Origin of the sequence: Microbacterium sp. KR10-403 (assembly GCF_040196215.1) — a bacterium.
Taxonomy (GTDB): Bacteria; Actinomycetota; Actinomycetes; order Actinomycetales; family Microbacteriaceae; genus Microbacterium.
On record NZ_JBEGDC010000001.1, the window covers coordinates 361,648 to 384,828 of the forward strand.

The following is a 23,181-nucleotide window of genomic DNA, read 5'->3' on the forward strand; positions in this document are numbered from 1 at the left end:
ACCGATGTCCTGAGGTAGAACTGTTACCGATGTCCTGCGACATAACAGCCGCCGGTTCGATGTGCACGAGACAAACTCATATGAATTTGGCGGACCCGCGGGAAAGTAGGATGGACGGCAGACCCCCGACCCGGTGAGGAGGCCGTTCGTGCTCATCCTCCTGGCGGCGTTCGCCCTGGTGCCGTTGCTGCTGCCGTGGGTGGTCCGCCTGGTCAGGGCTCGTGCGTTCTATGTCGCAGCGCTTCTGCCCGCGGTCGCGTTCGTGCACACCGTGCTGCAGGCGCCGGCGGTCTTCGGCGGACATATTCCGTTCGAGACATACGCCTGGATCCCGAGCCTCGAGATCCACCTGTCGATGCGGATGGACGTGCTCAGCTGGGTGCTGACACTCATCGTCACCGGCATCGGCGCCATCGTGCTGCTCTACTGCCGCTGGTACTTCGTCGGCCATCTCGAGGGCGTCGGCCAGTTCTCTGCCGTGCTGCTGGGCTTCGCCGGCGCGATGTACGGTCTCGTGCTCACCGACGACATCGTCGTGCTCGTGATGCTGTGGGAGGTCACGAGCGTCCTCAGCTACCTGCTCATCGGCTACTACCACCGCCGCGGCGCCAGCCGCCGTTCGGCGCTGCAGGCGCTGCTGGTCACTACGATCGGCGGCCTGGTCATGCTGATCGGCGTGGTGCTGCTGGTCATCCAGGCGGGCACGACGAGTCTCTCGGGCATCATCGCGCATCCGCCCACCGGCTCGGTCGTCGACGCGGCCGTCGTGCTGATCCTGGTCGGGGCGCTCAGCAAGTCGGCGATCTTCCCCTTCCACTTCTGGCTGCCGGGCGCCATGGCCGCGCCCACCCCGGTCAGCGCCTACCTGCACGCGGCGGCGATGGTCAAGGCCGGCATCTACCTCATCGCGCGCCTCGCACCCGCCTTCGCGACCGTCGGGCCGTGGCGGCCGATCCTGCTGGGACTCGGCGCCTTCACAATGCTGCTGGGCGGCTTCCAGGCACTGCGCGAGACCGACCTCAAGCGCATCCTCGCGTACGGCACGGTCAGCCAGCTCGGATTCCTCACCGTCGTGCTCGGCTACGGCACGCGCGACGCGGCCCTGGCGGGCATGGCGCTGCTCATCAGCCACGCGCTGTTCAAGTCGTGCCTGTTCCTCGTCGTGGGCGTCATCGACCGGCAGCTGGGCACGCGCGACATCCGCGAGCTGTCGGGGGTGGGCCGGCAGGCGCCCATCCTTGCCACGGCGTCGATCATCGCCGTGTGCTCGATGGCGGGCGTCATCCCGACGATGGGCTTCGTCGCGAAGGAGAGCGTGATCGGCGCCCTCCTGCACCCCGCCGACGGATGGGACACCGTCGGCCTCGTCGGCGTCGTCGTGGGCTCGGCCCTCACCGCCGCCTACGCGATCCGCTTCATCTGGGGTGCGTTCTGGCGCAAGAAGAACACCCCGGTCACGCCATGGCCGGTTCCCCGTGCGGGGTTCGCGGCGGCGCCGGTCGTGCTGGCGGCACTGTCACTGGGCGCCGGCTTCGCCGCGCCGGTGATGGATGCCGCGCTCGCCCGCTACGCCGACACGGTGCCGGGCGCGGGCCACGCGCACCTGGCCCTCTGGCACGGCTGGGCAGAGGCGGCCCTGTGGATCTCGCTGGCCACCCTTGTCACGGGCGCCGTGCTGTTCGCGATCGCCCGGGCGATCCGCTGGGACGAGCTGCGCCGCGTGCTGCCGTTCGGCGCCGGCGACGTGTACAACGGCGTGCTGCGCGGCATCGCGCGCCTGTCGGTGGCGGTCACCCGGGTCACCCAGCGCGGCTCGCTGCCGATCTACGTCGGCACGATCTTCGTGGTGTTCGTCGTCGCCGAGGGCACCGTGCTGCTGGCGACCCCGGAGTGGCGCGCCCAGCTGGAGGCCTGGCAGTCGCCCATGCAGCTGTTCGTGGCGCCCCTCATGATCATCGCGGGCCTGATCGCGGTGCGTGCGCGCAAGCGGTACACCGGCGTCGTGCTGGTCTCGGTCACCGGCCTCGGCATGATCCTGCTGTTCGCGACCAGCGGCGCCCCCGACCTCGCCCTCACCCAGGTGCTCGTCGAGACGGTGACGATGGTCGCGTTCGCTCTCGTGCTGCGGCGCATCCCCTCGCGCATGGGCACGCACAACGACTCGGTGTGGCCGGTCACCCGGGCGGCCATCGGCGGCGCCGTCGGCATCGTCATGGCGGCCGTGGCGATCATCGCGACGGGCGCGCGCGAGGCGGTGCCGATCTCGAAGGAGTTCCCCGAGCTCGCCTATCAACTCGGTCACGGCAAGAACGTCGTCAACGTCGCGCTGGTCGACCTGCGCGGGTGGGACACGATGGGCGAACTGTCGGTGCTGATCCTCGCGGCCACGGGCGTGGCATCCCTCGTCTTCGTCACCCACCGTGCCGATCTGCTCTCTTCCCTGTCGGCGCTGCCCGTGGGCGTGGGGCGCAGCCGCGAGGTGCTCATCGAGACCGCCGACGGGCTGCAGCGTCAGTCGGGCGAGGCGCAGGGGCAGCGTGCGTGGCTGGTCGGCGGTCGCCGCGTGCGGCCGGCGGAGCGCTCGATCATGCTCGAGGTGATCGTGCGCATCCTGTTCCACACGATCATGGTCGCGTCGATCTATCTGCTGTTCGCCGGCCACAACCTGCCCGGCGGCGGCTTCGCCGGGGGCCTGGTCGCCGGCATGGCCCTCGTGATGCGATACGTCGCCGGCGGACGCTACGAGCTCGGCGCCGCCGCCCCCGCCGACGCGGGCCGTCTGCTGGGCGCCGGCATGGTGCTCGCCGTGGTCACGGCCCTGGTGCCGCTGCTGTTCGGCGCGGCACCGTTGACCAGCGCGGTCTTCGAGGCCGACATCCCCGTGCTCGGGCACATCGAGTTCGTCACCTCGACGGTCTTCGACATCGGCGTGTACCTGGTGGTGATCGGGCTCGTCCTCGACGTGCTGCGCAGCCTCGGGGCCGAGGTCGACCGCCAGATGGCCGAGCAGGCCGAAGCCGCGGAGGTCGCCTCATGACCGCCAGCGGGGTGCTCATCGTCATCATGGCCGTGCTGTTCGCGTGCGGCGTCTACGCGATGCTCGAGCGCAGCCTCACCCGGGTGCTCATCGGCTTTCTGCTGCTGGGCAACGCCGCGAACCTGCTGCTGCTGATCGTCATGGGCGAGCCGGGACTGCCGGCGTTCTTCGGCGATGCGGACAAGGACGAGTTCAGCGACCCGCTGCCCCAGGCGCTGACCCTCACCGCGATCGTCATCACATTCGCGGTGTCGACGTTCCTGCTCGCGCTCATCTACCGCACCTGGCAGCTCGGTCAGGCCGACACCGTCGCCGACGACGAGGACGACGTCGCTCTGCGCGCCCCCGACCACGCCGCCGAAGAGGACGCCCTCGACGACGAGGTCGAGGTCGAAGACGCCGACGACGAGATCTCGTCGGACTTCATCGACGTCTCCACCTCGCCGATCACGGTGCTGCACCATGTCGACCACCCCGCGATCGACGACGACGCGCCGACCGACGCACCCGACGCACCCGACGCGCCCGGTGACGGCCCGAACGACAAGGGGACCGACGCATGAGCGCGCTGATCCCGCTCCTGGTGATGCTGCCCCTGCTGGGCGCGGCGGTGGCGCTCGTGGCCGGCCGCCGCCGACGCGTGCAGATCGCGGCATCCGTCACCACCCTCACGGCGGTCGTCGTGATCGCCTCGATCCTGCTGGGAGCGGTGGATGCCTCGGGCACACCCGTCGCCGTCTCGGTAGGCGGCTGGCCCATACCGTTCGGCATCGTGCTGTACGTCGACAGGCTCTCGGCGCTGCTCGTGGGCGTCTCGGCCGTCGTCCTGTTGGCGGTGCTGCTGTTCTCGGTCGGGCAGGGGTACGCCGACGGCGACGATGACACGCCGGTGACGATCTTCCACCCGACGTACCTGATCCTGTCGGCGGGCATCTTCACGGCGTTCATCGCCGGCGACCTGTTCAACATGTATGTCGGGTTCGAGATCCTGCTGGTCGCGTCGTACGTGCTGATCACGCTCGGCGGCACCGAGTCGCGCATCCGCACGGGCGTCGTGTACATCGTCGTGTCGCTGGTCTCGTCGATCCTGTTCCTGGCCGCGATCGCCATGATCTACGCCGCCGTCGGCACCGTGAACATGGCGCAGATCGCCGAGCGGATGGCGCAGCTGCCGGCATCCACTCAACTCGTCCTGCACCTCATGCTGCTGATCGCGTTCGCGATCAAGGCCGCCGTGTTCCCGCTGTCGTTCTGGCTGCCCGACTCGTACCCGACCGCGCCCGCGCCGGTCACCGCCGTGTTCGCGGGACTTCTGACGAAGGTCGGCGTGTACGCGATGATCCGCACCGAGACGCAGCTGTTCCCCTCGAGCGATGTGAACACGCTGCTGCTGATCGTGGGTCTGGCGACGATGATCATCGGCATCCTCGGCGCGCTGGCGCAGGCCGAGCTCAAGCGCATCCTGTCGTTCACGCTGGTCAGCCACATCGGCTACATGGTCTTCGGCCTGGCGATCGCCACGCCCGCGGGGCTCGGCGCCGTCGCGTACTACATCGTGCACCACATCGTCGTGCAGACGACGCTGTTCCTGGCGATCGGGCTCATCGAACGGCGTGCGGGGTCGACGTCGATCCTGAAGGTCAAGGGACTCATGCGGGCGGCACCGGTACTGGCCGTGCTGTTCTTCATCCCGGCGATCAACCTGGGCGGACTGCCGCCGTTCTCGGGCTTCATCGGCAAGTACGCGCTGTTCGACGCGGCGGCGCAGGTGGGCACGCCGCTCATGATCACGCTCATCGTCGGCGGCATCATCACGTCGCTGCTGACGCTCTACGTGCTCATGCGCGCCTGGAACCTCTCCTTCTGGCGCGAGGACGACGAGCCCGACGAGGCCGAGCTCGAGACGCTCGACCGGGTCGCGTATCTGAAGGGCGCGCCGGCGGCGGCCGTTCAGACCGAGCGCCGCGCGATACCCAAGATCATGACCGCCGCGACCGCCGGCATGGTCGCGGTCACCCTCGCGCTCACGGTGTTCGCCGGTCCGCTGTACGACCTGTGCGCGCGCATCGGCGAGGGCATCTCGCACCCGGTGCACCTCTCGCAGCTCGACGAGGAGGCCGGCCAGTGAACGCGCTGAAGACCGCCTGGCGTCAGCTGCCCTTCTTCGTCTGGCTGATCGCACTGTGGATGCTGCTGTGGGGCCAGTTCACGGTGCTCTCGGCCCTCACGGGCCTGGTCATCGCGCTGTTCGTCACGCGGGTGTTCCGCCTGCCGCCCGTCGAGCTGTCGGGGCGGGTGAACCTCTGGTGGGGGCTCGTGTACATCGTGACGTTCCTCGGAAACGTCGTGTGGGGCTCGCTCCTGGTCGCGTGGCAGACGGTCGACTGGCGCAGACAGCCCGAGACAGCGATCATCGCCGTCCCGCTGCGGACGGACGACGACCTGATCATGACGCACGTCGGGGTCACGGCATCCCTCATCCCCGGATCGCTGGTCGTGCACACCGATCGCGACCGGCGCATCATCTACCTGCACTTCATCGGCGTGCACTCGCTCGCCGACGTCGAGAAGCAGCGCCGCGGCGTGCAGCGCTGGGAGGCGCGCATCGTGCGCGCCGTCGGCTCGCGCGCGCAGGTCGAGGCGCTGAAGAGCCCGGCGCCCGAGTGGCCCGCCGCCGCGCGGGGCTCGGACGGCGCGGCGGGGCGCGCGTCGGGAGGGGACGACCGATGACCATCCTGATGTGGACGATCTACCTCGTGTTCGCGGCCGCGGCCATCGTGACGCTGTGGCGCATCGTGCGCGGGCCGTCGATCCTCGATCGCGCCGTGGCCGCCGACGTCCTGCTGACCGAGGTGCTCTGCGTGCTGGGCGCCGACATGGTGCTGAACCACCACACGCGCACGCTGCCGGTGCTGCTGATCATCGCGGCCGTCGGGGCGTTCGGGTCGATCACGATCGCCCGGTTCGTGGCGCGGAAGGACGGCCGATGATGGGTGCCGTGCTGGATGTCATCGCCGCGGTGCTGGTGCTCATCGGCGCGCTGCTGTGCCTGACCGCGGCGATCGGCGTGGTGCGGTTCAAGGACGTGCCGACCCGCCTGCACGCGGCGACGAAGCCCCAGGTGCTCGGCCTGATGATCATCTGCGTGGCGATCGCACTGGCGCTGCGCGCGTGGCCGGTCACGGCGTTCCTCGTGCCGGTGGTGTTCATCCAGCTCGCGACCGCGCCGCTGTCGGCGCACATGGTGGGCCGACAGGCCTACCGCAACGGCCGCATCGCCCGCGAGGACATGCTCGTGGACGAGCTCGGCGACGCCGGCGACGACCCGGCGCCGGACAGCCCGGACTCGCAGCCCCCGAAACGGTAAGACTGCAACTGCGCGGTGAGGGAGAGGGAAGTACCCGCTCTCTCACCGCGCAGTTGCAGTCTCACCGGTCGGAGAGGCCGACTCAGGCGTGCGAGGGGCGGGATGCCGCGGCATCCCGCCACCGCATCAGTACCAGCCGGTCGACTGCGAGTGGCTCCACGCACCGCACGGCGTGCCGTAGCGGCTCTTGATGTAGCCGAGGCCCCAGTTGACCTGGACGGTCGCGCTGCTCTGCCAGCCCGAGCCCATCTTCGAGCCGGGCAGGGCCTGCGGAATGCCGTAGGCACCCGAGGCGTTGGCGGCGTTCACGCGCCAGCCCGACTCGCGGTTCCACAGGTTGTTCAGGCAGGTGAACTGGTCGCTGCCCCAGCCGTACTTGCTGGCCATGACGCTGCGCGCATATGCACGGGCGGCCGACGGCGAATTGCCTCCCGACGCCGAGACGCTGGCGGCCTGCGGCTGCGACGACGAGCTGCTCGAGCTGCTCGAGGCGGCCTGCTCCTGCGCGGCCTGCTCCTGTGCGGCGCGCTCGGCGGCCTCCTTGCGGGCCTTCTCTTCGGCGGCCTTGCGGGCGGCCTCCTTGCGGGCCTGCTCCTTGTCGTACGCGACGACCTTGGTGGCCACCGACGCCGTCGTGGTGCGCAGTTCGGCGGTCATGGCCCGGACGGTGGCGGGCGAGGCGTCGGCCGACTCTTGGATGTCGGAGATCTGCGCCTTCAGCGAGGCGGTGCTGACCTTGCCGTGCGCGGCGTCTGCGGCGGCACGGGCGACGTTCGCGTAGTACGCGGCGTTCTCGTCGACGGGGCGCGGTCCGGTCTCTGCGACGACCGGGGTGTTGTCACGCGGCGGGGCACCCGCGGCACTTGCGGGCACTGCCACGACGCCGAGTGCGGCCGCTGCGGTGACGGCCAGGAGGAGGGACTTCTTCGGGTGGGTGAGAGTGCGAAGGCGCACGGGGCTCCGATGTTCATGCTGTCCCGTCGTGCGTGGCGCGACCCCTCTCAGGGCCGCGGGCTACGGGTGGCGTGTTCAGCGTGACGCCGCCCGGACGGGCTGGTCGCTCCGGCCTGGCATGTGCTCTGCGGCGCGGGCGTCGCGGGTCACGATCCGGCGCTGTGCCGGGGTACTGAGCCGTCGGCCGAGTGGCCGAACCGGGGCATCCATCGCCTCGATCGGGTGCCGGGGCGGGGACCGGACCACGCTAAGGGCGGATTCTGGACGCTTTCTGGGAAAACCCTGGCCGCAGCATCCATCGCTTTCGTATAACGATCGGGATGCCGCGGCTTGTGCGCCCCCGAGAATGAGGGCATGATGCGGCGCGTTCTGGGGGCCCTTGCGGTGTGCGCACTGGGATCGGCGGCGCTCGCCGGATGCGCGGGCGGCCCGTTCGGCGGAGGAGGGACGTGCGTCGACTGGGTCACCTTTTCGACACCCGCAGACGCGCTCGAAGATGCGTCATACGCGGTCATCGGCACGATCGCGGGGCAGGACGGCACCGCCGACCTGTACAGCTACGAGGTCAATGCGTGGACCGTACAGGTCGATCAGTGGGTCAAGGGCGCGGGCGACGACGAGCTGCGGGTGCTGTCGGCGCCCGAGACCTGCAGTGAGGGGTCGCCGTATCCGACCGGAGACCCCTTCGGCGCGGCATCCGGTCCGCAACTGATCCTGCTCACCGACATGGACGGCACGTGGACCTCGATCACCCCGTGGCAGGGGGTCGTGGCGGCACCCGGCGGCGCCGTGCCCGAGGCGTGGCCGCCCGGCACGATGGGGAGCCCCGAGGCTGAGGGGTAGTGGCCGGTTGCGCCCGCGGGGCGCCGTGCACGGTGTAGGGGATCGGCCGCGACATGCCGTGGGGATCGCGCGCGCCGCGGCGTGTCGGGGCGATTCCCCGACCGTGTGCACGGCGGGGGCGCGGCGGCGCAGCGCGGAGCATCGAAATCGCGTGTGTCATGATCGCCGCGCCCGCGACACTAGAGGGTGAAGGCACTTCCGCACACGACGAGGACGCATGTACGAGAACGACACCGACGGCGAGCTGATCCGGCTCGCGCTGCGCGGTGATCGCGGTGCGTTCAGCGCGATGTTCGCGCGGCACGGCAAAGCCGTGTACCTGTACGCGTGGGGCATGACCCGCGACGACCGCGATGCCGAAGACCTCACCCAAGACACGTTCGTGGTGGCGTGGCGGCGGCTGCGGGGCATCCGGTTGGTCGACGCGTCGGCGCTGCCCTGGCTGCTCGTGACCTGTCGCAACCTCACCCGCAATGCGTTGCGGGCGCGGCGCGGGCACCTCGCGCTCGACGAGTCGCTGCTTCCGGGTGATCGTACCCGGCAGGAGCGGGTCGAAGAGCTGACCTGGGTCCGCGAGGCGATCGGGCGGCTGGGCGGCATGGACCAGCGCGTCGTGCACCTCTGCCTGGTCGAGGGCTACTCGTACTCGGAGGCCGCCGAGCACCTGGGGCTGTCGACCTCGGCCGTGGCCAAGCGTCTCGAGCGGGCGCGCGCGAGTGTGCGCCGCGCGGTGCGGGGGGACGCATGAGCGCGCAGCCGAAGGAAGGGGCATATCTGGATGCTGCGCTCGCCGTCGTCGGCGAGCAGGTCGACGAACGCATCGATGAGCTGAGCCGTCGCCGGCACCGCCGCCGCGCCTGGGGGGTCGCGGGGCTGGTGTCGGCGACCGTGCTCAGCGGATCGGTCGCGGCCTACGCGTTGACGGCGGCGGGGACGAGCGGCGAGGCGTCGGCGCCCCCGGTCACGATGACCGCGCACAGCGTCGCGTGCGTCGACGGCTCCGACGCCGCCGCGGCGGCCTACTTCACCGCGCGGTACCGGGTGGCTGCGGGCGTCGAGGTCTCGCCCACCGCGATCTGCACGGCCGCGCGTGCGGTGGCAGACGCCGACGTGCGCGCGCTCAGCCCCGACGCGGCGCGTGCCCTCGCAGGGCGCCTCATCGCCGGCGCGGGCGATGAGCCGACCACTGCGGACGTGCGGGTGGATGCCGCGTCCTTCGCCGTCGCGTCGTCGCAGGCGGTCGGGGGTGTCGGCGTGTGCGAGGGCGATGACGGGTCGCTCATCGTGCTCGCCACCGGCGCGAAGGCCGATCGGGGCACCTGGGCGCTGCGCTGCGCGCGCGCCGGCTTGCAGCTGGCGGGAGCCGGGCGGTGACCCGCGTGGTTCCGGGGCCGCTGCGGCGCCTGGCGCGGCAGCCGCTGCGGGCGGTGGCCGTGATGCTTCTCGCCGGCGTCGCGCTCGCGGCATCCGGAATCCAATCCGCCGCCGCGACCGCGCTGCAATCGACGCTCGACGCGAACTGGAGGGGCGCCTACGACATCCTGGTGACCCCGCGCGACGGAATGCATGCCGTGAACGGAATGCTTCCGCCGAACACGCTGAACAGCACGCTGAGTGGCATGACTCTTGACGACCTGAAGAAGGTGCGCGCGGTCGCCGACGTCGACGTGGCGGCACCCATCGGGACGGTCCTCGTGCCCGGGCTCAAAGACAGCACCGTCACCCTGCATGTACCGGGCGACCTGGTGGGTGCATCGCGCGAACCGCAAGCCTTCCGCCTGACGGCGACGTACACGACGGACGACGGCCTGGGTGAGCGGGTCGTGTGGCGCGAGAGCATGCCCTTCGTGCTCGATGAGTCGCATCCCGACGACGCGGCCGCCTGCCCCGATGAGCAGGCGTACGGCGACTACACGTTCCGTTCGAGCGACTATCCGGCACTGGCAGCCTCACTCTGCGACGCATCATCGGGCAGCCGGCTGGTGTCGTACTGGGATGACATGCAGCTCGGGTACGCGGCAGACGGCGACGGGTACGGCCTGGCGCTGCCGGCGACGGCGCTGTCGAGCACACGCATCACCCTCGTTGACCCCGTAGCCGAGAAGGCGCTCTTGGGCGACTCCGGCGACTTTCTCGATCCACTCATCGCGCTGAAGCCCACCGGGGCAACCCGCGTCGCCGACATCGAGAAATGGGCGACTCGGGTGTCGGCCGGTGATGTGGTGTCGCAGATCGACCGCTACACGAGCGGTCTGGCCGGTGCGACGCCCGAGGCGCTGGCCGAGCTCAAGAAGCTCTATGCCGACAACGGGGCGGACTGGTCCGCGTCGATGGCGTCTTCCTGGGGCGGCGCCGTGCCCCTCATCGTCTCCCAGGCGCCCACCGCGGCGCTCTCGGTGAAGGTCGACATTGCCGCATTCGGTGCCGCAGGCGTCAACAGCGATCCCGACGACTTCCGTGACTACACGCTGCCGGCTGCGCTCACGTCCGGTGATGCGGGCACGTCTGTCGGATCGGTGTCGACCGATGTCTCGTCGGTGCTCAACCCGTTCGTGTCGTCGGGGGGAGAGTTGGCATGGCCGGGTCAGGAACAGTCCGCGCAGACCGACGTGGACGAAATGCCGCTCGAGCTGCGAGCAACCGGCCGCGCGGCGAGTACGGGCTACACGACCGCGGACGGGGTCGGTGTACGGCTTGACGCCGACGGGTATCGCAGCCCCGTGAGCCTCGCGGGGGACGGAGTGGCGCCGCTGACGGACGACGGCGACGCGATGAAGGTCGGCAGCGAGGCTTCGTATCAGCGATTACAGCAGACGTGGGCGGCAGGTGACGCTGCGGCGCCGATCGCGGTTCCGGTGGGTTCGTTCTCGGCGGATGCGGTCGACACGGGGCGGGGCGCTGTCGGCAGCGTCCCTCTCGGCGCGTACGACGCGGTGGATGCCACGGTCTCCGACGGCCCGCACGCAGGGGCCACGATGCAGCCGGCGATCAGCGGCACGGGCTTGGTGAGCACCCGCACTGCGGCCATCGCCTCGATCGCGAGCTCCTCGCTCTGGGAGGACGACGCGCCCATCGACGCGATCCGCGTGCGGGTGGCCGACGTCGGCGGGTACTCCCTCGCAGCGCAGAAGAAGATCATCGCGGTCGCTCAGGCGATCGAGAAGCTCGGGTTCGAGGCCACGGTCGTGGCGGGCTCGTCACCCACAGACGTGGCGTTCGACGTGACCGGCTATGCGTTCGGCACGATGGACCCGAACGGCACCCAGACCGTCGGCGACCTCGGCACCGTTACGCAGCGCTGGTCAGAGCTCGGCGCCGCGGCCCGCGTCGACCTCTCGGTGTCGACGGCGACGTATGCCATGCTCGGCATAGGCCTGGTCGCTGTGCTTCTGCTCATGGGCACGGTGCAGCTCGCGGCGATCCCCGGCCGTCGGATGCAGGCGCGCGCGATGCGCGACATCGGCTTCACCCGCGCGCGCATAGCGCGCTGGTATGCGGCGGAAGAGGTTCCGGGCTGGCTGATCGTCGCGCTCGTCGGGGGCGCGGCCATCGTGCTGGCGGCCGACCGCTTGCTCGCCGCGCTCGTCGTCGGTGCGGCGCTCGTCGTGATCGCCGTGGTCGGTGCCATATCGGTGACGGCGGGCTCGCGCTCGCGTATCGCCACGCGCCCTCGCGGCGCCACCTCGCGGCGTGTGGGCGCAGCATCCATCGTCGGATTCGGCGCGCGACAGGCACGCATCCACCCGCTGTCGTCGGTCGCGCACACGGTGGCGATCGTCGTGGTCGGTGTCGCCTGTGCGGGGCTCGTTGCCGTCGCGCTCACCGCGCGGACCGAGGCGGGTGACAGCCTGCTCGCCGGTCTGACCTGGGTGCGTATGCTGTGGCCGAAGCTCGCCCTGGGCATCGCCGGTGTCGGCGGTGGGCTACTGCTGGCGCGGCTTGTGCGACGCATCGACCTCGACCGCCGCGCAGGGCAATGGCGGGTGCTGCGCGCGGCCGGTTGGACGGCGGGCCAGCTGGCCGCCGCCCAGCGCGCCGAGGGGACCGTGGTCGCGCTGCCGGCGATCGTCCTCGCGGCGCTGGCGGCATGGGGCGGTGCCGTTGCGCTCGGTGTCGAACCCACCTGGCTCAGCGCGGTGATCGCGGCGGGTGCGGGCCTGGTCTGCGCCCTGCTCACTTTCACCGCCCGCGGAAGGGGACGTGACGCATGACCGACACGACGACGATGCAGGATGCCGCGGCAGCCGCATACGGCGGTGCTGCGGTCGAGCTGCAGTCGGTGACGATCCAGTTCGAGCGGCCCGGCGCCGACCCGCTGCAGATCGTCGACGACTACGACCTGACGCTCGAGCGCGGGCAGATGCACTGCCTCGCCGGGCGCAGCGGGTCGGGCAAGACGAGCATCCTGCGGGTGGCTGCGGGGCTCGTCCCGCCCGCGGCCGGCGCCGTGCGCTGGGAAGGGCTGGAGATCACCGGCCTGGCCGACGACGTCGTCACCGCGCGTCGCCGCACGCACATCGGCTACCTCGACCAGCGCGGCAGCCTCGTGCCCGGGCTCACGGCGCTGGAGAACGTGCTGCTGCCCGCGGTGCCCGACCGGCGCACCCGCGAGCTGTCGCGCCGCGCGCGCGACCTGCTGCACGGGCTCGGCGTGGGCGCGCGTGCCACGCACTACCCCGAGCGCCTGTCGGGCGGCGAGCGTCAGCGGGTCGCCTTCGCGCGGGCACTGCTGCTCGAGCCCGCGATCGTCATGGCCGACGAGCCGACGGCCAGCCTCGACCGCGAGACGGCGGATCAGCTGATCGGGCTGCTGGGCGAGCTCGTCGGCGACGGCATCGCCGTGCTCGTGGCATCCCACGATCCGCACCTCATCGCGGCTGCGGGGTCGCGCACGACGCTGAGCTGAGGCGCGTCGTTTCGTCTCGCTGCGCTCGCTCAACGACCGGGCGAGGGGTCGCCGGTCGCCCCGCGAGGCGGCGCAGCCGCCGAGTCGAAACGAGCCGCTACGGCGTCAGCACGAGCGTGTGCGTCGCGGCGGCCTTGACCGCTTTCGGCGAGAACGCCCAGGGGAGCGCCTCGACGTGCTGCCAAGCATCCACCTGATCGTTGTAGTTCGGGTGGAACGCGTGCCCGCTCTCGCCGGTGAGGTTGGTCCAGGTCGAGCGGTCGAAGTCCGACAGGTCGACGACCATCCGCATCGACGGAACCGTGTTCACATCGAAGCCGTCGCCGATCGACCAGCCCGTGGCATCCACCACACTCGATCCGCCGCCGACCGAGAACGGTCCCCGGTTGAAGAGCCACTCGATCGGGGCGATTCCGCTCGAGCCGAATGTCGAGCTGGTCAGCGTGAGGGTGTGCAGGCCGCCCCACGACCAGTTCTCGGGGTTCGATCCCTGCAGCTTCGACAGGCGATCGTACGCCTGCGTCGCGGCCTTCACGAGCATCGCGCGCTGTCCGCTCACGCCGATCTTGCCGTTGGTCCACCAGTCGGAGTCGGGGTTCTCGAGCAGGTTGTCGGCCACGAGGAAGACGCGGCTCTGGCTGCCCGTGGGCGCGGGCGCGTCGCGACGGGTGAACAGGTCTTGCGCGAGCTCGTCCCACACGACGTTGGCGTATGCCGCCGCGGCGGAGTCCGCGGAGTTCTGCCCGTCCCACAGATCGAAGAGGTCGAGCGCCTTCTGCACGTCTTCGTCGTCGACGGTGATGTCGGAGTAGGCGGTGATGAGCTTCTTGCCGATCCAGAAATCGGTGTCGGCCTGGATGTCGCGCATGTCCTGAACGGTCAGCTTGTGGTCCGCCGACTTGCGCGATATCAGGTCGGTGATGCGGGCCGCGCGCCACCCGTAGTCCCAGTCGTTCGTGAGGAAGTACTTGTAGTCGTCGTCGACGATCGCGTTGTTGGCGGTGACGATGTAGCCGCTGTCGGGGTTGTAGAGCACGGGCAGATCCTTGAACGGGATGAAGCCCTTCCAGTCGTAGCTCGAGTCCCAGCCGGGCTGGGGCATCGATCCGTCGCCCGCGCCGCGGATCGGCAGCTTCCCCGGCGCCTGGTAGCCGATGTTGCCCTCGACGTCGGCGTAGATGAGGTTCTGCGCGGGCACGTCGAACTGCGACGCCGCCGCGCGGAAGCCGGCGAAGTCGCGTGCGGTGTCGAGCGTGAAGATCGCCTCGGCCGTCGTGCCCGGGGTCAGGGCCGTCCATTTCAGGGCCACCGCGGTCTCGCCCTCGGGCATGTCGCCGGGCTCGGTCACCTTGTCGGTGCTGCCGGTTGCGGGTGTCTCGGCGATGGCTGCGTCGTCGTCGTTCACGCTCGAGATGATCGGACCGTTGTTCGTCGAGCGGATCTCGAGGTCGACATCCTTGCCGCCGGCGACCTTGATGGTCTCGTGCGAGATCTCGAGCGGCTCCAGCTTGCCGTCGCGCCAGTACTCGTCGCCCTTGACGCGCTCGAGATACAGGTCGGTCACGTCGGTGGTGAGGTTCGTGAAACCCCACGCGATCTTCTCGTTGTGTCCGATGACCACGCCCGGAACGCCCGAGAACCCGAAGCCGGCGACGTCGAACGGGCAGGCGTCCGAGACCTTCGTGCAGCGCAGCGTGATCTGGTGCCAGATGCTGGGCATCGCGGCGCCCAGGTGCGGGTCGTTCGACAGAAGCGGCAGACCGGTCTCGGTGAGGTCGCCCGAGACGACCCATGAGTTCGAGCCCACGCCCTCGCCGACCGGGCCGATCAGGGCGCTCGCCGCCTCGATGACGCCGTCGACCTGCTTCCAGTGGATGGACGACGATGGCTTCGTTTCGGCGCCCTTGTCGCTGTCGGCGGCGCCGTCGGTCGTGTCGCCACCGGTGTCGGTGCCCTTCTCATCGCCGACCGTCGACGCCTTTGCATCGGGCACGTCGGTGGAGATCTCAGGCACGATCACGGGGTTCTGGTCGAACGGGTACTTCGGGTACAGGTCGCTGATCTGGTCCTGCGTGTACCCCTCGCCGGCGAGCAGCGCACGGTCGGTCTCGTCTTCGAGGTTCGACCGGAGATCCCAGGCCATGGCCTTCAGCCAGGCCAGCGAGTCGGCGATGGTCCATTTCTCGATCTGGTAGTCGGGGTTCTGGAGCTTGAGGATGCCGTACTCCAACGACACCGCGGCGCCCTGGTGATCCTTCAGATAGGCGTTCACCCCGTCGGCGTAGGCCTGGTAGTAGGCCTTGGCGTCGTCGGAGAGCAGATCGACCTCCTGCTCGGCGACCTTGCGCCAGCCGAGCGTGCGCAGGAACTTGTCAGTCGCCAGCTGCGACTCGCCGAACAGCTCCGAGAGACGACCGCTGGTCACGTGCCGGCGGAAGTCCATCTCCCAGAACCGGTCCTGCGCGTGCACGTAGCCCTGCGCGAAGAACAGGTCGTGCGTGTTGTCGGCCTCGATGGTCGGGATGCCGAGATCGTCGCGTCTGACGGTGACGCTGTCTTCGAGCCCGGTGGCGGTGATCTGGCCGTCGACCGTGGGGAACGACCGCTGGATCGTGAACACGACGAAGCCGGCGGCGACCACGGCGATCACCACGACTCCGGCGAGCACGCTGAACAGGGTGATGCCGATCTTGCGACCGACGGACATCTTGGGCTTTGCGGGGTGGGGAGTTTCAGACACGTATGACTCTTCGGCGGTGAACGTCTTGCGGTGGTCGGTCCGTGCTTCGGGTGCGCGGACGTCCTCGCATCGTATCGCCCGGCGCGTGAAGAGCCGAACTCCCTTCGGTTTTCCGGTGCCCGCCTCCGCGATGAGGGGTGGATGCTTCGGCCTCGCCCGCGTGTTCGGCAGTCGCCTTCTGCGGCTCTTGGTTACCGGCGCCTGCAGTTTGCGACTGCTGAACGGCCTGCACGGGTCGGGATGTCGCGGCCGCATCGGGGCGGGCCGCTAGGGTGAGAACGATCAGGGGAGGTGACCGGGGTGGATCCGAATCCGCTTGTTCCCACGGGCTTCGACGTCGCGGCATCCCTTATCGTCGTCATCGTGATCGCGGCCACGATCGTCGCGCTGGTGTCGATCGTGCGCGCCGGCCGGGGCATCCGGCCCGCGGCCGCGCTGGTCTGGGCACTCATCGTGCTGTTCGTGCCCATGCTCGGCGCAGTGGCCTGGTTCGTCGCCGGCAAGCCGGCGAGGGCGCGGTCTGACGCCGGGGACCCTGCGTAGCCCGGGTTCGGTCGTCGCGGATGACGATTTCTGCGCCGTCGAACGGTCATACGTGACGACTGAACGACAGAGTGGATACCGCGGGCCGCGGCATCTCGCGTCTGCGGATGCCACTCGATACGGTGTTCATCACGAGCCCGAAGCACGACTGCGCGACAGGAGGCAGCATATGGTCAAGCAGGTATCCGTGTTCGCTGCGGACAGTGTGCCGACCGATCCCGACCAGCATCCCCGACTGAGCGAAGAACGACTGACGGCCGACGAGGCCGCGCGTGTCGCGGCCTACCTTGAGGCCGGCACCGTGGTGATGCACACGACAGCACGGGGGATCGACGTGCTGGACGAGAATCGACGGGTCGTGCCGCTCACGATCCGCACCGATGGTGACTATGTCTGGACCGGCCCCGTCGCCTATTACGTCAAGGCGTACGGCGTCGCGCCGGACGCCGAGTTCCTCGCCCACCTGCGCGCGCGCGATTTCCGGATGCGCGTGCCGACGGATGATGAGGTGCGCGAGGCGGCCGAGATGTTCGCGCCGCACGAGTGACGCGGGCGTCTACGGAAAGATAGTCTTCTGTGATCGTCTTCTCGGGTGTGCTGACGGTGCTGGCGGCGGTCCTCACCGCGGTGGGCTGGTCATCCCATGGGGTGGCGCTGGTGGTGGGGCCTTCGGTCGCCGGGCGATCTGTGCGGGGGAGAGCCCTGGCGGTGTCGGGCGACGCGAAGCTCGTCTGGGCGTGGGTGCTGCTGCTCGCGGTCGCCGGCGGGCTCTTCGCGTCAGAGCTCGGCACCGCGCCGAGCACTGTCATCGCCGTCTCGCTCGTCGCTGCGTACGCGTTCGTCTGGTGCGCCGGTGCGGCTCTGGTCGCCGCCGTGCGCAGCGCCCGCGGCGCCGGGGGCCGTTCGTATCGTCGGCGCACGTTGCTCGGTCGGCTCGGCGTCATGGCGGTGGCGCTGGCGGTCGGCGTGCTGCTGCTGGCATGGTGGATGTCGCTCGCGTGCTGAGCGCTGCGGCGCCGGTGCGTGGCGCGCGCTGAGCGCTGCGGCATCCCGCACCGCACGATCTCGTGAGAAAGCGTGCGACCTCGCGAGGAGGCGTGCGACCTCGCGAGGAGGCGTGCGACCTCGGCTCAGTCGGTGCCGGAGTCGAACGCGGCGCCCTCGCTGGCCTCGTCGACGGCGGCGGCCTCTTCGCGGGTCGCCTGTGAGCCCTCGGAGATCTCGTCGGCGGCACCCTGCTCGAGGGCGCCCACGAGATCCGCTGTCGCGCCGCCGATCAGGCCCATGCCGGCGTACTGCTCGAGGCGTCCGCGCGAGTCGGCGATGTCGAGGTTGCGCATGGTGAGCTGGCCGATGCGGTCGGTCGGGCCGAAGGCGGCGTCGCCGACGCGCTCCATCGAAAGCTTCTCGGGCGCATAGGAGAGGTGCGGGCTCGTCGTGTCGAGGATCGTGTAGTCCTCGCCGCGGCGCAGGCGCAGCGCGACCTCGCCGGTGATGGCCGACCCGACCCAGCGCTGGATCGACTCGCGCAGCATGAGCGACTGCGGCTCGAGCCAGCGGCCCTCGTACATCAGGCGACCCAGGCGCCGACCCTGCTCGTGGTAGGTCGCCAGGGTGTCTTCGTTCAGGATGCCGTTGACCAGGCGCTCGTACGCGATGAACAGCAGCGCCATGCCCGGAGCCTCGTAGATGCCGCGCGACTTGGCCTCGATGATGCGGTTCTCGATCTGGTCGCTCATGCCCAGACCGTGCCGGCCGCCGATGCGGTTGGCCTCGAACACGAGCTGCACCGGGTCGTCGAACGAGACGCCGTTGAGCGCGACCGGACGGCCGGCCTCGAAGGTGACGGTGACGTCTTCGGTCTCGATGGCGACCGACGGGTCCCAGAAGCGCACGCCCATGATCGGGTCGACGGTCTCGAGCGACACGTCGAGGTGCTCGAGGGTCTTGGCCTCGTGCGTCGCACCCCAGATGTTGGCGTCGGTCGAGTAGGCCTTCTCCGCCGAGTCGCGGTAGGGGAAGCCGTGGGCGACGAGCCACTCGCTCATCTCCTGACGGCCGCCGAGCTCGCCGACGAAGTCGGGGTCGAGCCACGGCTTGTAGATGCGCAGCGCGGGGTTGGCCAGCAGCCCGTAGCGGTAGAACCGCTCGATGTCATTGCCCTTGTAGGTCGAGCCGTCACCCCAGATGTCGACGCCGTCCTCCTTCATGGCGCGCACGAGCAGCGTGCCGGTGACGGCGCGGCCGATGGGCGTGGTGTTGAAGTAGGTGCGTCCGCCACTGCGGATGTGGAACGCGCCGCACGCCAGGGCGCCGAGTCCCTCTTCCACGAGCGCCCGCTTGCAGTCGACCAGGCGCGACACCTCGGCGCCGTACTGCGCGGCGCGACCGGGGATGGCGTCGATGTCGGTCTCGTCGGGCTGACCGAGGTCGCCGGTGTAGGTGCAGGGGATGGCGCCCTTATCGCGCATCCAGGCGACCGCGACGGAGGTGTCGAGCCCCCCGGAGAAGGCGATGCCGACGCGCTCGCCGACGGGGAGGGACTGCAGAACCTTCGTCATACCCCCAAGTCTACAAAGCGGCGGGATGCCGCACCCGCCGCGTGACCGCGGCGACCGGCCTCAGCCCACGACGATCGCGAGGACGAGCCCGAACAGGCCGATCGCCGCACTGCCGACCGCGATCGCGCAGAGGGGGCCGGCGCCGCCGATGCGCGGCGAGCCCGAAGCGGCGGCCCGCTCGACGAACGCATGGTGCCGGCGCCGCGACATCCACCACATCCACAGCGAAGCGAGCACACCCACGGCACCTGGAATCGCCCAGGCGAGCCCGCCCATGAGCTCGGGCAGCAGCCGCATCGCCACGAGCGAGCCGACGGCGATCGCGAGCCCCGTGCGGCGCCATGCGAGCGTCGTGCGTTCGATCTGCAGGCCGACGTCGACGGGACCCGGTGCGGTCATCGCAGCAGCACCGCCAACAGCACGAGAACGCCGGCCACCGTCAGCGTGACCGCAAGAACGGCCCCGACCGGCGGATGCGGCAGATGGCGGCCCTCGCGCATCGCGCGTTCAGTGTGCGCCCAGGCGACCCACGCGGCCAGCGGGAGCAGCGCGCCGACGACGATCAGGACGAGGGATGCCGCGAGCCGCAGCTGCGGCTGCAGATCGAGCCCGAGCGCCTCGAGGGCGACGCCGCCGGCGATCAGGGCGAGTGAGGTGCGGGTCCACGCGAGGAAGGTCCGCTCGTTGGCCAGCGAGAACCGCGCGTCGGGCTCGGTTCCGCGGGAGAAGACGGCCCGCGGGAAGCGGCGATCGACGGTGTCGCGGGACGGGACCATGACGTCATCGTACGGGCGACTGGGGCCGCGACGCGTGTCTCGATAGGATGGGGTGCAACCCGTCCTTCCATCACACCGGGGGTCACTCATGCCGGGAATCGTCATCGTCGGAGTGCAATGGGGTGACGAGGGCAAGGGCAAGGCCACTGATCTCCTCGCCGACCGCACCGACTGGGTCGTCAAGTTCAACGGCGGCAACAACGCCGGCCACACGGTGGTGGTGGGCGACGAGAAGTACGCGCTGCACCTGCTGCCCAGCGGCATCCTGACTCCCGGCGTCACCCCGGTGATCGGCAACGGCGTCGTCATCGACCTCGAGGTGCTCTTCAGCGAGCTCGAGGCGCTGACCGCCCGCGGCGTCGACGTGTCGCGACTGAAGGTGAGCGCGAACGCGCACATCATCACCCAGTACCACCGCACGCTCGACAAGGTGACCGAGCGCTTCCTCGGCAAGCGGCAGATCGGCACGACCGGTCGCGGCATCGGCCCGACCTACGCCGATAAGATCAACCGCGTCGGCATCCGCGTGCAGGATCTCTTCGACGAGGGCATCCTGCGGCAGAAGATCGAGGGCGCGCTCGACCAGAAGAACCATCTGCTGCTCAAGGTCTACAACCGCCGCGCGATCACGTGCGACGAGGTGCTCGAAGACCTGCTCTCGTACGCCGACCGGCTGCGCCCGATGGTCGCCGACACCGCGCTGCTGCTCGACCAGGCGCTCGACGCCGGCGACGTCGTCGTGTTCGAGGGCGGCCAGGCCACGATGCTCGACATCGACCACGGCACCTACCCGTTCGTGACCTCGTCGTCGGCCACGGCCGGCGGAGCGGCCACCGGCTCGGGCGTCGGTCCGAACCGCCTCGACCGCATCGTCGGCATCGTCAAGGCGTACACCACCCGCGTGGGCGCCGGTCCGTTCCCGACCGAGCTGTTCGACGAGTCGGGCGACTGGCTGCGCTCGCGGGGCTTCGAGTTCGGCACCACGACCGGTCGGCCCCGCCGCGTCGGCTGGTACGACGCGCCGGTCACCCGCTACGCCACGCGCATCAACGGCATCACCGACCTGGTGATGACCAAGCTCGACATCCTCACCGGGCTCGAGCAGATCCCCGTGTGCGTCGCGTACGACGTGGACGGACAGCGCTTCGACGAGGTGCCGGTCAACCAGACCGACTTCCACCACGCGACGCCGATCTACGAGTACTTCCCGGGCTGGAGCGAAGACATCTCGGGCGCCCGCACGTTCGACGAGCTGCCGCAGACCGCGCAGGACTATGTGCTCGCCCTCGAGAAGATGAGCAACACGCGCATCTCGGTGATCGGCGTGGGCGCGGCGCGCGACGCCGTCGTCGTGCGCCACGACCTCGTCTGACCCAGGGCGCCGAACGCCCGGCGGCGACGCCGCAGAAAGGGACCCCCATGCGCTTCTTCACCGGTGGTTACACCGCCGACATGGACGGCTCGGCCACCGGTATCGGCACGCTGCTCGCCGGCGGTGCGGATGACGCGCTCGCCGGCGGCCCGCTGGGCTTCGCGGGCGACGCCGTCGCCACCGGCGGATCGCCGTCGTGGATCGCCTGGCACCCGACCCGCGACGTGCTGTACGCGGCGCTCGAGGCGGACGGCGCCGTGCAGGCGTTCGCGCGCACGGGCGAGGCATCCTTCACCCGGCTCGGCGGGCCGGTCGCCGCAGGCGCGCTGACCTGTCACGTGGCGGTGGCGCCCGACGGCGCGTCGCTGCTGGCGGCGTGCTGGGGCGATGGACGCATCGTGCGGATGACGCTGGATGCCGCGGGCCGCCCGGGTTCGCCGGCGCTGGCCCCGGCGGCGGTCGACCCCTATGCCGAGCCCGACCTGGCCGCCGCGCTTGCCGCGGGCGAGGGCGTCGGCGCGGTCGACCTGACGGCCGCCGCCGACCTCTCCCGCCTCCTTTCGCCGAGAGAACAGCTGCTCGCCGAGGATGCGGGTATTACCCGTGCTCTCGGCGAGCAGCTGTTCTCTCGCGGTCAGGGAGAAGCCGGTGGTGCGACCGCGGAGGGTACGAGCAGCGAGTCCGAGCCCGACGCCCGGGTTTCGCGCACGCACCAGAGCGCGTATCTGCCGGGCGGTGTGATCGCGACGACCGACATGGGCCTCGACCTGGTCCGGTTCTGGCGGGATGCCGCAACCGGCCTCCGCGCGATCGGCCAGGTCGTGCTGCCGCGGGGGAGCGGCCCGCGCCACATGCGCTGGCACCCGAGCGGGCACCTCTACGTCATCACCGAGCTCTCGCGCGAGGTCTTCGTGCTCGCTCCCGAAGACTCGGGCGCCTGGCGGATCGTGGCGGGCACGCCGCTGGCCGCGGGACTGCTCGACGACGACACGGCCGCCGAGCTCGCGGCATCCCGCGACGGCGAGTTCCTCTACGCGGGCGTGCGCGGCTCGAACACGATCGCCGCGCTGCGCGTGCGGGGCGACGGCTCGGAGCTGCAGCCGGTCGCGCTCGTCGAGTCGGGCGTGAACTGGCCGCGCCATCACGTCGTCGTGCGCGACACGCTGCTGGTCGCCGGACAGCTCGGCGACGAGGTCGCCTCGCTCGGGCTCGACCCGCGCACCGGGGTGCCGGGCACGGTGCGTCACCGCACGGCTGTGCCGGCGCCGACCTGCCTGCTGCCCGCGCGCTGACCGTCGCCGGCAGACCCCGTCGCGCGCGGAACCGGCGCGCTCAGCCCTGCGAGGGCAGCGTCGACACCGTGAAGTCGACGTTCGCGTCGGCGGTCGGCAGGGCGGCCACCGTCACGGCATCGGCCGATCCGGCGAGGAGCGCCGTGTCGAACCCTGCGCTCACCGTGTAGACGCCCGGGTAGACGAGGTAGGTCAGCGGCCCCGTTCGCGGGTCGGGGTCGATGGGCTCCGTGAGCCCCCGGAGCGAGAACGCAGCCAGCTCGGTCTCGGCCTTCGACCGTGACGCGGTCACCGACAGTGCGACGGTGAGCGACTGCTGCAGCACCCACGTGTCGGCCTTGTCGTCCCAGTGCACGACCAGCGACGATGTGTGCCGCTTGCCGTCGAGGGCGAAGGAGAATCCGACGCGGCGCGTGTCGGCATCCGCCCCCGGCTCGGCCTCATCGCCGTCATCCGCGACGGGATCGGTGATCCGGCTGTCGGCGCCGGTGAGAACGGCGTCGGTGCGCAGCGTCGTGAGGTCGGGCGGGGTGTCCTTGCCCGTGGTGTCGTTCTCCGTCGCGACCGCGGCCGCATCCAGGGCTGTCGCCGTCGACGCGTCGCCGTCGGCGATGGCGTCGAGATACTGCTCCACCACCGTCTGCGGAGCGGGACGGCTGTCGTCGCCCGACGACGTAGAACAGCCGCTCAGCGCCGCCGCCGAAGCGATCAGTGCGACGGCGAGGCCGCCGACGGCGGCGCGGCTGACGTGGCGGGTGGGTTTCAGGGTCGTCGTGTCTGCGGGCACCGG

22 protein-coding genes are annotated in these 23,181 nt (G+C 70.4%); 16 read left to right on the forward strand and 6 right to left on the reverse strand.

Features of this window, described 5'->3' with window-relative positions:
• The first annotated feature begins 148 nt into the window (after positions 1-148).
• From ABMQ42_RS01880 to mnhG, 6 genes are read left to right on the forward strand one after another with little or no spacing between them, the layout of a single operon-like run.
• Positions 149-3,037: a Na+/H+ antiporter subunit A gene (locus ABMQ42_RS01880; RefSeq protein ID WP_349720985.1), complete on the forward strand. Its 2,889-nt coding sequence runs from the start codon at positions 149-151 to the stop codon at positions 3,035-3,037.
• Positions 3,034-3,600 (forward strand): Na(+)/H(+) antiporter subunit C, encoded by a 567-nt coding sequence (locus tag ABMQ42_RS01885; protein ID WP_349720986.1) that lies wholly within the window; start codon positions 3,034-3,036, stop codon positions 3,598-3,600. Before ABMQ42_RS01880 ends, ABMQ42_RS01885 begins: the two co-directional genes overlap by 4 nt.
• Positions 3,597-5,165, forward strand: a complete 1,569-nt coding sequence (locus tag ABMQ42_RS01890; RefSeq protein WP_349720988.1) for a Na+/H+ antiporter subunit D — start codon at positions 3,597-3,599, stop codon at positions 5,163-5,165. Before ABMQ42_RS01885 ends, ABMQ42_RS01890 begins: the two co-directional genes overlap by 4 nt.
• Positions 5,162-5,767 carry a Na+/H+ antiporter subunit E gene (locus ABMQ42_RS01895; RefSeq protein WP_349720989.1) on the forward strand — a complete coding sequence of 202 codons (606 nt, stop codon included), beginning with the start codon at positions 5,162-5,164 and terminating at the stop codon, positions 5,765-5,767. Before ABMQ42_RS01890 ends, ABMQ42_RS01895 begins: the two co-directional genes overlap by 4 nt.
• Complete coding sequence (locus tag ABMQ42_RS01900) at positions 5,764-6,027, forward strand: MrpF/PhaF family protein (protein WP_349720990.1); 264 nt, start codon at positions 5,764-5,766, stop codon at positions 6,025-6,027. The genes ABMQ42_RS01895 and ABMQ42_RS01900 overlap by 4 nt, the downstream gene beginning before the upstream one ends.
• Complete coding sequence (gene mnhG / locus ABMQ42_RS01905) at positions 6,027-6,404, forward strand: monovalent cation/H(+) antiporter subunit G (protein WP_349721504.1); 378 nt, start codon at positions 6,027-6,029, stop codon at positions 6,402-6,404. Before ABMQ42_RS01900 ends, mnhG begins: the two co-directional genes overlap by 1 nt.
• A 126-nt stretch (positions 6,405-6,530) precedes the next feature.
• Here the strand turns inward: mnhG and ABMQ42_RS01910 are convergent, their stop codons facing one another.
• Entirely contained in the window at positions 6,531-7,358 is an 828-nt protein-coding gene (locus ABMQ42_RS01910; protein WP_349720991.1) for an aggregation-promoting factor C-terminal-like domain-containing protein, read from the reverse strand.
• A 354-nt stretch (positions 7,359-7,712) separates the two neighbouring features.
• Here ABMQ42_RS01910 and ABMQ42_RS01915 point away from each other — a divergent pair, with 354 nt between their 5' ends.
• From ABMQ42_RS01915 to ABMQ42_RS01935, 5 genes are all read left to right on the forward strand, one after another.
• Positions 7,713-8,201, forward strand: coding sequence for a hypothetical protein (locus ABMQ42_RS01915; protein WP_349720993.1), 489 nt, complete (start codon positions 7,713-7,715; stop codon positions 8,199-8,201).
• A 217-nt stretch (positions 8,202-8,418) separates the two neighbouring features.
• A complete protein-coding gene (locus ABMQ42_RS01920) occupies positions 8,419-8,949 on the forward strand; it encodes an RNA polymerase sigma factor (RefSeq protein WP_349720994.1) in 531 nt (176 codons plus the stop codon).
• Complete coding sequence (locus ABMQ42_RS01925; protein WP_349720996.1) at positions 8,946-9,575, forward strand: hypothetical protein; 630 nt, start codon at positions 8,946-8,948, stop codon at positions 9,573-9,575. Before ABMQ42_RS01920 ends, ABMQ42_RS01925 begins: the two co-directional genes overlap by 4 nt.
• Positions 9,572-12,412, forward strand: a complete 2,841-nt coding sequence (locus tag ABMQ42_RS01930; RefSeq protein WP_349720997.1) for a hypothetical protein — start codon at positions 9,572-9,574, stop codon at positions 12,410-12,412. Before ABMQ42_RS01925 ends, ABMQ42_RS01930 begins: the two co-directional genes overlap by 4 nt.
• A complete protein-coding gene (locus tag ABMQ42_RS01935; RefSeq protein WP_349720998.1) occupies positions 12,409-13,107 on the forward strand; it encodes an ABC transporter ATP-binding protein in 699 nt (232 codons plus the stop codon). Before ABMQ42_RS01930 ends, ABMQ42_RS01935 begins: the two co-directional genes overlap by 4 nt.
• A 97-nt stretch (positions 13,108-13,204) precedes the next feature.
• Here the strand turns inward: ABMQ42_RS01935 and ABMQ42_RS01940 are convergent, their stop codons facing one another.
• Entirely contained in the window at positions 13,205-15,847 is a 2,643-nt protein-coding gene (locus ABMQ42_RS01940) for a penicillin acylase family protein (RefSeq protein ID WP_349720999.1), read from the reverse strand.
• Positions 15,848-16,147: 300 nt separating this feature from the next.
• Here ABMQ42_RS01940 and ABMQ42_RS01945 point away from each other — a divergent pair, with 300 nt between their 5' ends.
• From ABMQ42_RS01945 to ABMQ42_RS01955, 3 genes are all read left to right on the forward strand, one after another.
• Positions 16,148-16,390, forward strand: a complete 243-nt coding sequence (locus tag ABMQ42_RS01945) for a PLD nuclease N-terminal domain-containing protein (RefSeq protein WP_349721001.1) — start codon at positions 16,148-16,150, stop codon at positions 16,388-16,390.
• A 187-nt stretch (positions 16,391-16,577) separates the two neighbouring features.
• A complete protein-coding gene (locus tag ABMQ42_RS01950) occupies positions 16,578-16,937 on the forward strand; it encodes a hypothetical protein (protein ID WP_349721002.1) in 360 nt (119 codons plus the stop codon).
• A 29-nt stretch (positions 16,938-16,966) separates the two neighbouring features.
• Positions 16,967-17,395: a hypothetical protein gene (locus ABMQ42_RS01955; protein WP_349721003.1), complete on the forward strand. Its 429-nt coding sequence runs from the start codon at positions 16,967-16,969 to the stop codon at positions 17,393-17,395.
• A gap of 125 nt (positions 17,396-17,520) precedes the next feature.
• Here the strand turns inward: ABMQ42_RS01955 and argG are convergent, their stop codons facing one another.
• From argG to ABMQ42_RS01970, 3 genes are read right to left on the reverse strand one after another with little or no spacing between them, the layout of a single operon-like run.
• Entirely contained in the window at positions 17,521-18,951 is a 1,431-nt protein-coding gene (gene argG / locus ABMQ42_RS01960; RefSeq protein ID WP_349721004.1) for an argininosuccinate synthase, read from the reverse strand.
• A 60-nt stretch (positions 18,952-19,011) separates the two neighbouring features.
• Complete coding sequence (locus ABMQ42_RS01965; protein WP_349721005.1) at positions 19,012-19,350, reverse strand: DUF202 domain-containing protein; 339 nt, start codon at positions 19,348-19,350, stop codon at positions 19,012-19,014.
• Entirely contained in the window at positions 19,347-19,727 is a 381-nt protein-coding gene (locus ABMQ42_RS01970) for a YidH family protein (RefSeq protein WP_349721006.1), read from the reverse strand. Before ABMQ42_RS01970 ends, ABMQ42_RS01965 begins: the two co-directional genes overlap by 4 nt.
• Positions 19,728-19,815: 88 nt before the next feature.
• Between ABMQ42_RS01970 and ABMQ42_RS01975 the strand changes: the two genes are divergently transcribed.
• Both ABMQ42_RS01975 and ABMQ42_RS01980 read left to right on the forward strand, forming a co-directional pair.
• Positions 19,816-21,099: an adenylosuccinate synthase gene (locus ABMQ42_RS01975; protein WP_349721008.1), complete on the forward strand. Its 1,284-nt coding sequence runs from the start codon at positions 19,816-19,818 to the stop codon at positions 21,097-21,099.
• Between the two features lie 47 nt (positions 21,100-21,146).
• Positions 21,147-22,391 carry a lactonase family protein gene (locus ABMQ42_RS01980; protein WP_349721009.1) on the forward strand — a complete coding sequence of 415 codons (1,245 nt, stop codon included), beginning with the start codon at positions 21,147-21,149 and terminating at the stop codon, positions 22,389-22,391.
• A 40-nt stretch (positions 22,392-22,431) separates the two neighbouring features.
• Here the strand turns inward: ABMQ42_RS01980 and ABMQ42_RS01985 are convergent, their stop codons facing one another.
• Positions 22,432-23,178 (reverse strand): hypothetical protein, encoded by a 747-nt coding sequence (locus tag ABMQ42_RS01985; RefSeq protein WP_349721011.1) that lies wholly within the window; start codon positions 23,176-23,178, stop codon positions 22,432-22,434.
• Positions 23,179-23,181 lie beyond the last annotated feature (3 nt).

Bases quoted from the DNA above. Each gene is read 5' to 3' on its own strand.
- ABMQ42_RS01885 (WP_349720986.1), top strand. From the start codon at position 3,034: ATGACCGCCAGCGGGGTGCTCATCGTCATCATGGCCGTGCTGTTCGCG.
- ABMQ42_RS01890 (WP_349720988.1), top strand. From the start codon at position 3,597: ATGAGCGCGCTGATCCCGCTCCTGGTGATGCTGCCCCTGCTGGGCGCG.
- ABMQ42_RS01900 (WP_349720990.1), top strand. From the start codon at position 5,764: ATGACCATCCTGATGTGGACGATCTACCTCGTGTTCGCGGCCGCGGCC.
- mnhG (WP_349721504.1), top strand. From the start codon at position 6,027: ATGGGTGCCGTGCTGGATGTCATCGCCGCGGTGCTGGTGCTCATCGGC.
- ABMQ42_RS01915 (WP_349720993.1), top strand. From the start codon at position 7,713: ATGATGCGGCGCGTTCTGGGGGCCCTTGCGGTGTGCGCACTGGGATCG.
- ABMQ42_RS01920 (WP_349720994.1), top strand. From the start codon at position 8,419: ATGTACGAGAACGACACCGACGGCGAGCTGATCCGGCTCGCGCTGCGC.
- ABMQ42_RS01925 (WP_349720996.1), top strand. From the start codon at position 8,946: ATGAGCGCGCAGCCGAAGGAAGGGGCATATCTGGATGCTGCGCTCGCC.
- ABMQ42_RS01935 (WP_349720998.1), top strand. From the start codon at position 12,409: ATGACCGACACGACGACGATGCAGGATGCCGCGGCAGCCGCATACGGC.
- argG (WP_349721004.1), bottom strand. From the start codon at position 18,951: ATGACGAAGGTTCTGCAGTCCCTCCCCGTCGGCGAGCGCGTCGGCATC.
- ABMQ42_RS01965 (WP_349721005.1), bottom strand. From the start codon at position 19,350: ATGACCGCACCGGGTCCCGTCGACGTCGGCCTGCAGATCGAACGCACG.
- ABMQ42_RS01970 (WP_349721006.1), bottom strand. From the start codon at position 19,727: ATGGTCCCGTCCCGCGACACCGTCGATCGCCGCTTCCCGCGGGCCGTC.
- ABMQ42_RS01975 (WP_349721008.1), top strand. From the start codon at position 19,816: ATGCCGGGAATCGTCATCGTCGGAGTGCAATGGGGTGACGAGGGCAAG.
- ABMQ42_RS01980 (WP_349721009.1), top strand. From the start codon at position 21,147: ATGCGCTTCTTCACCGGTGGTTACACCGCCGACATGGACGGCTCGGCC.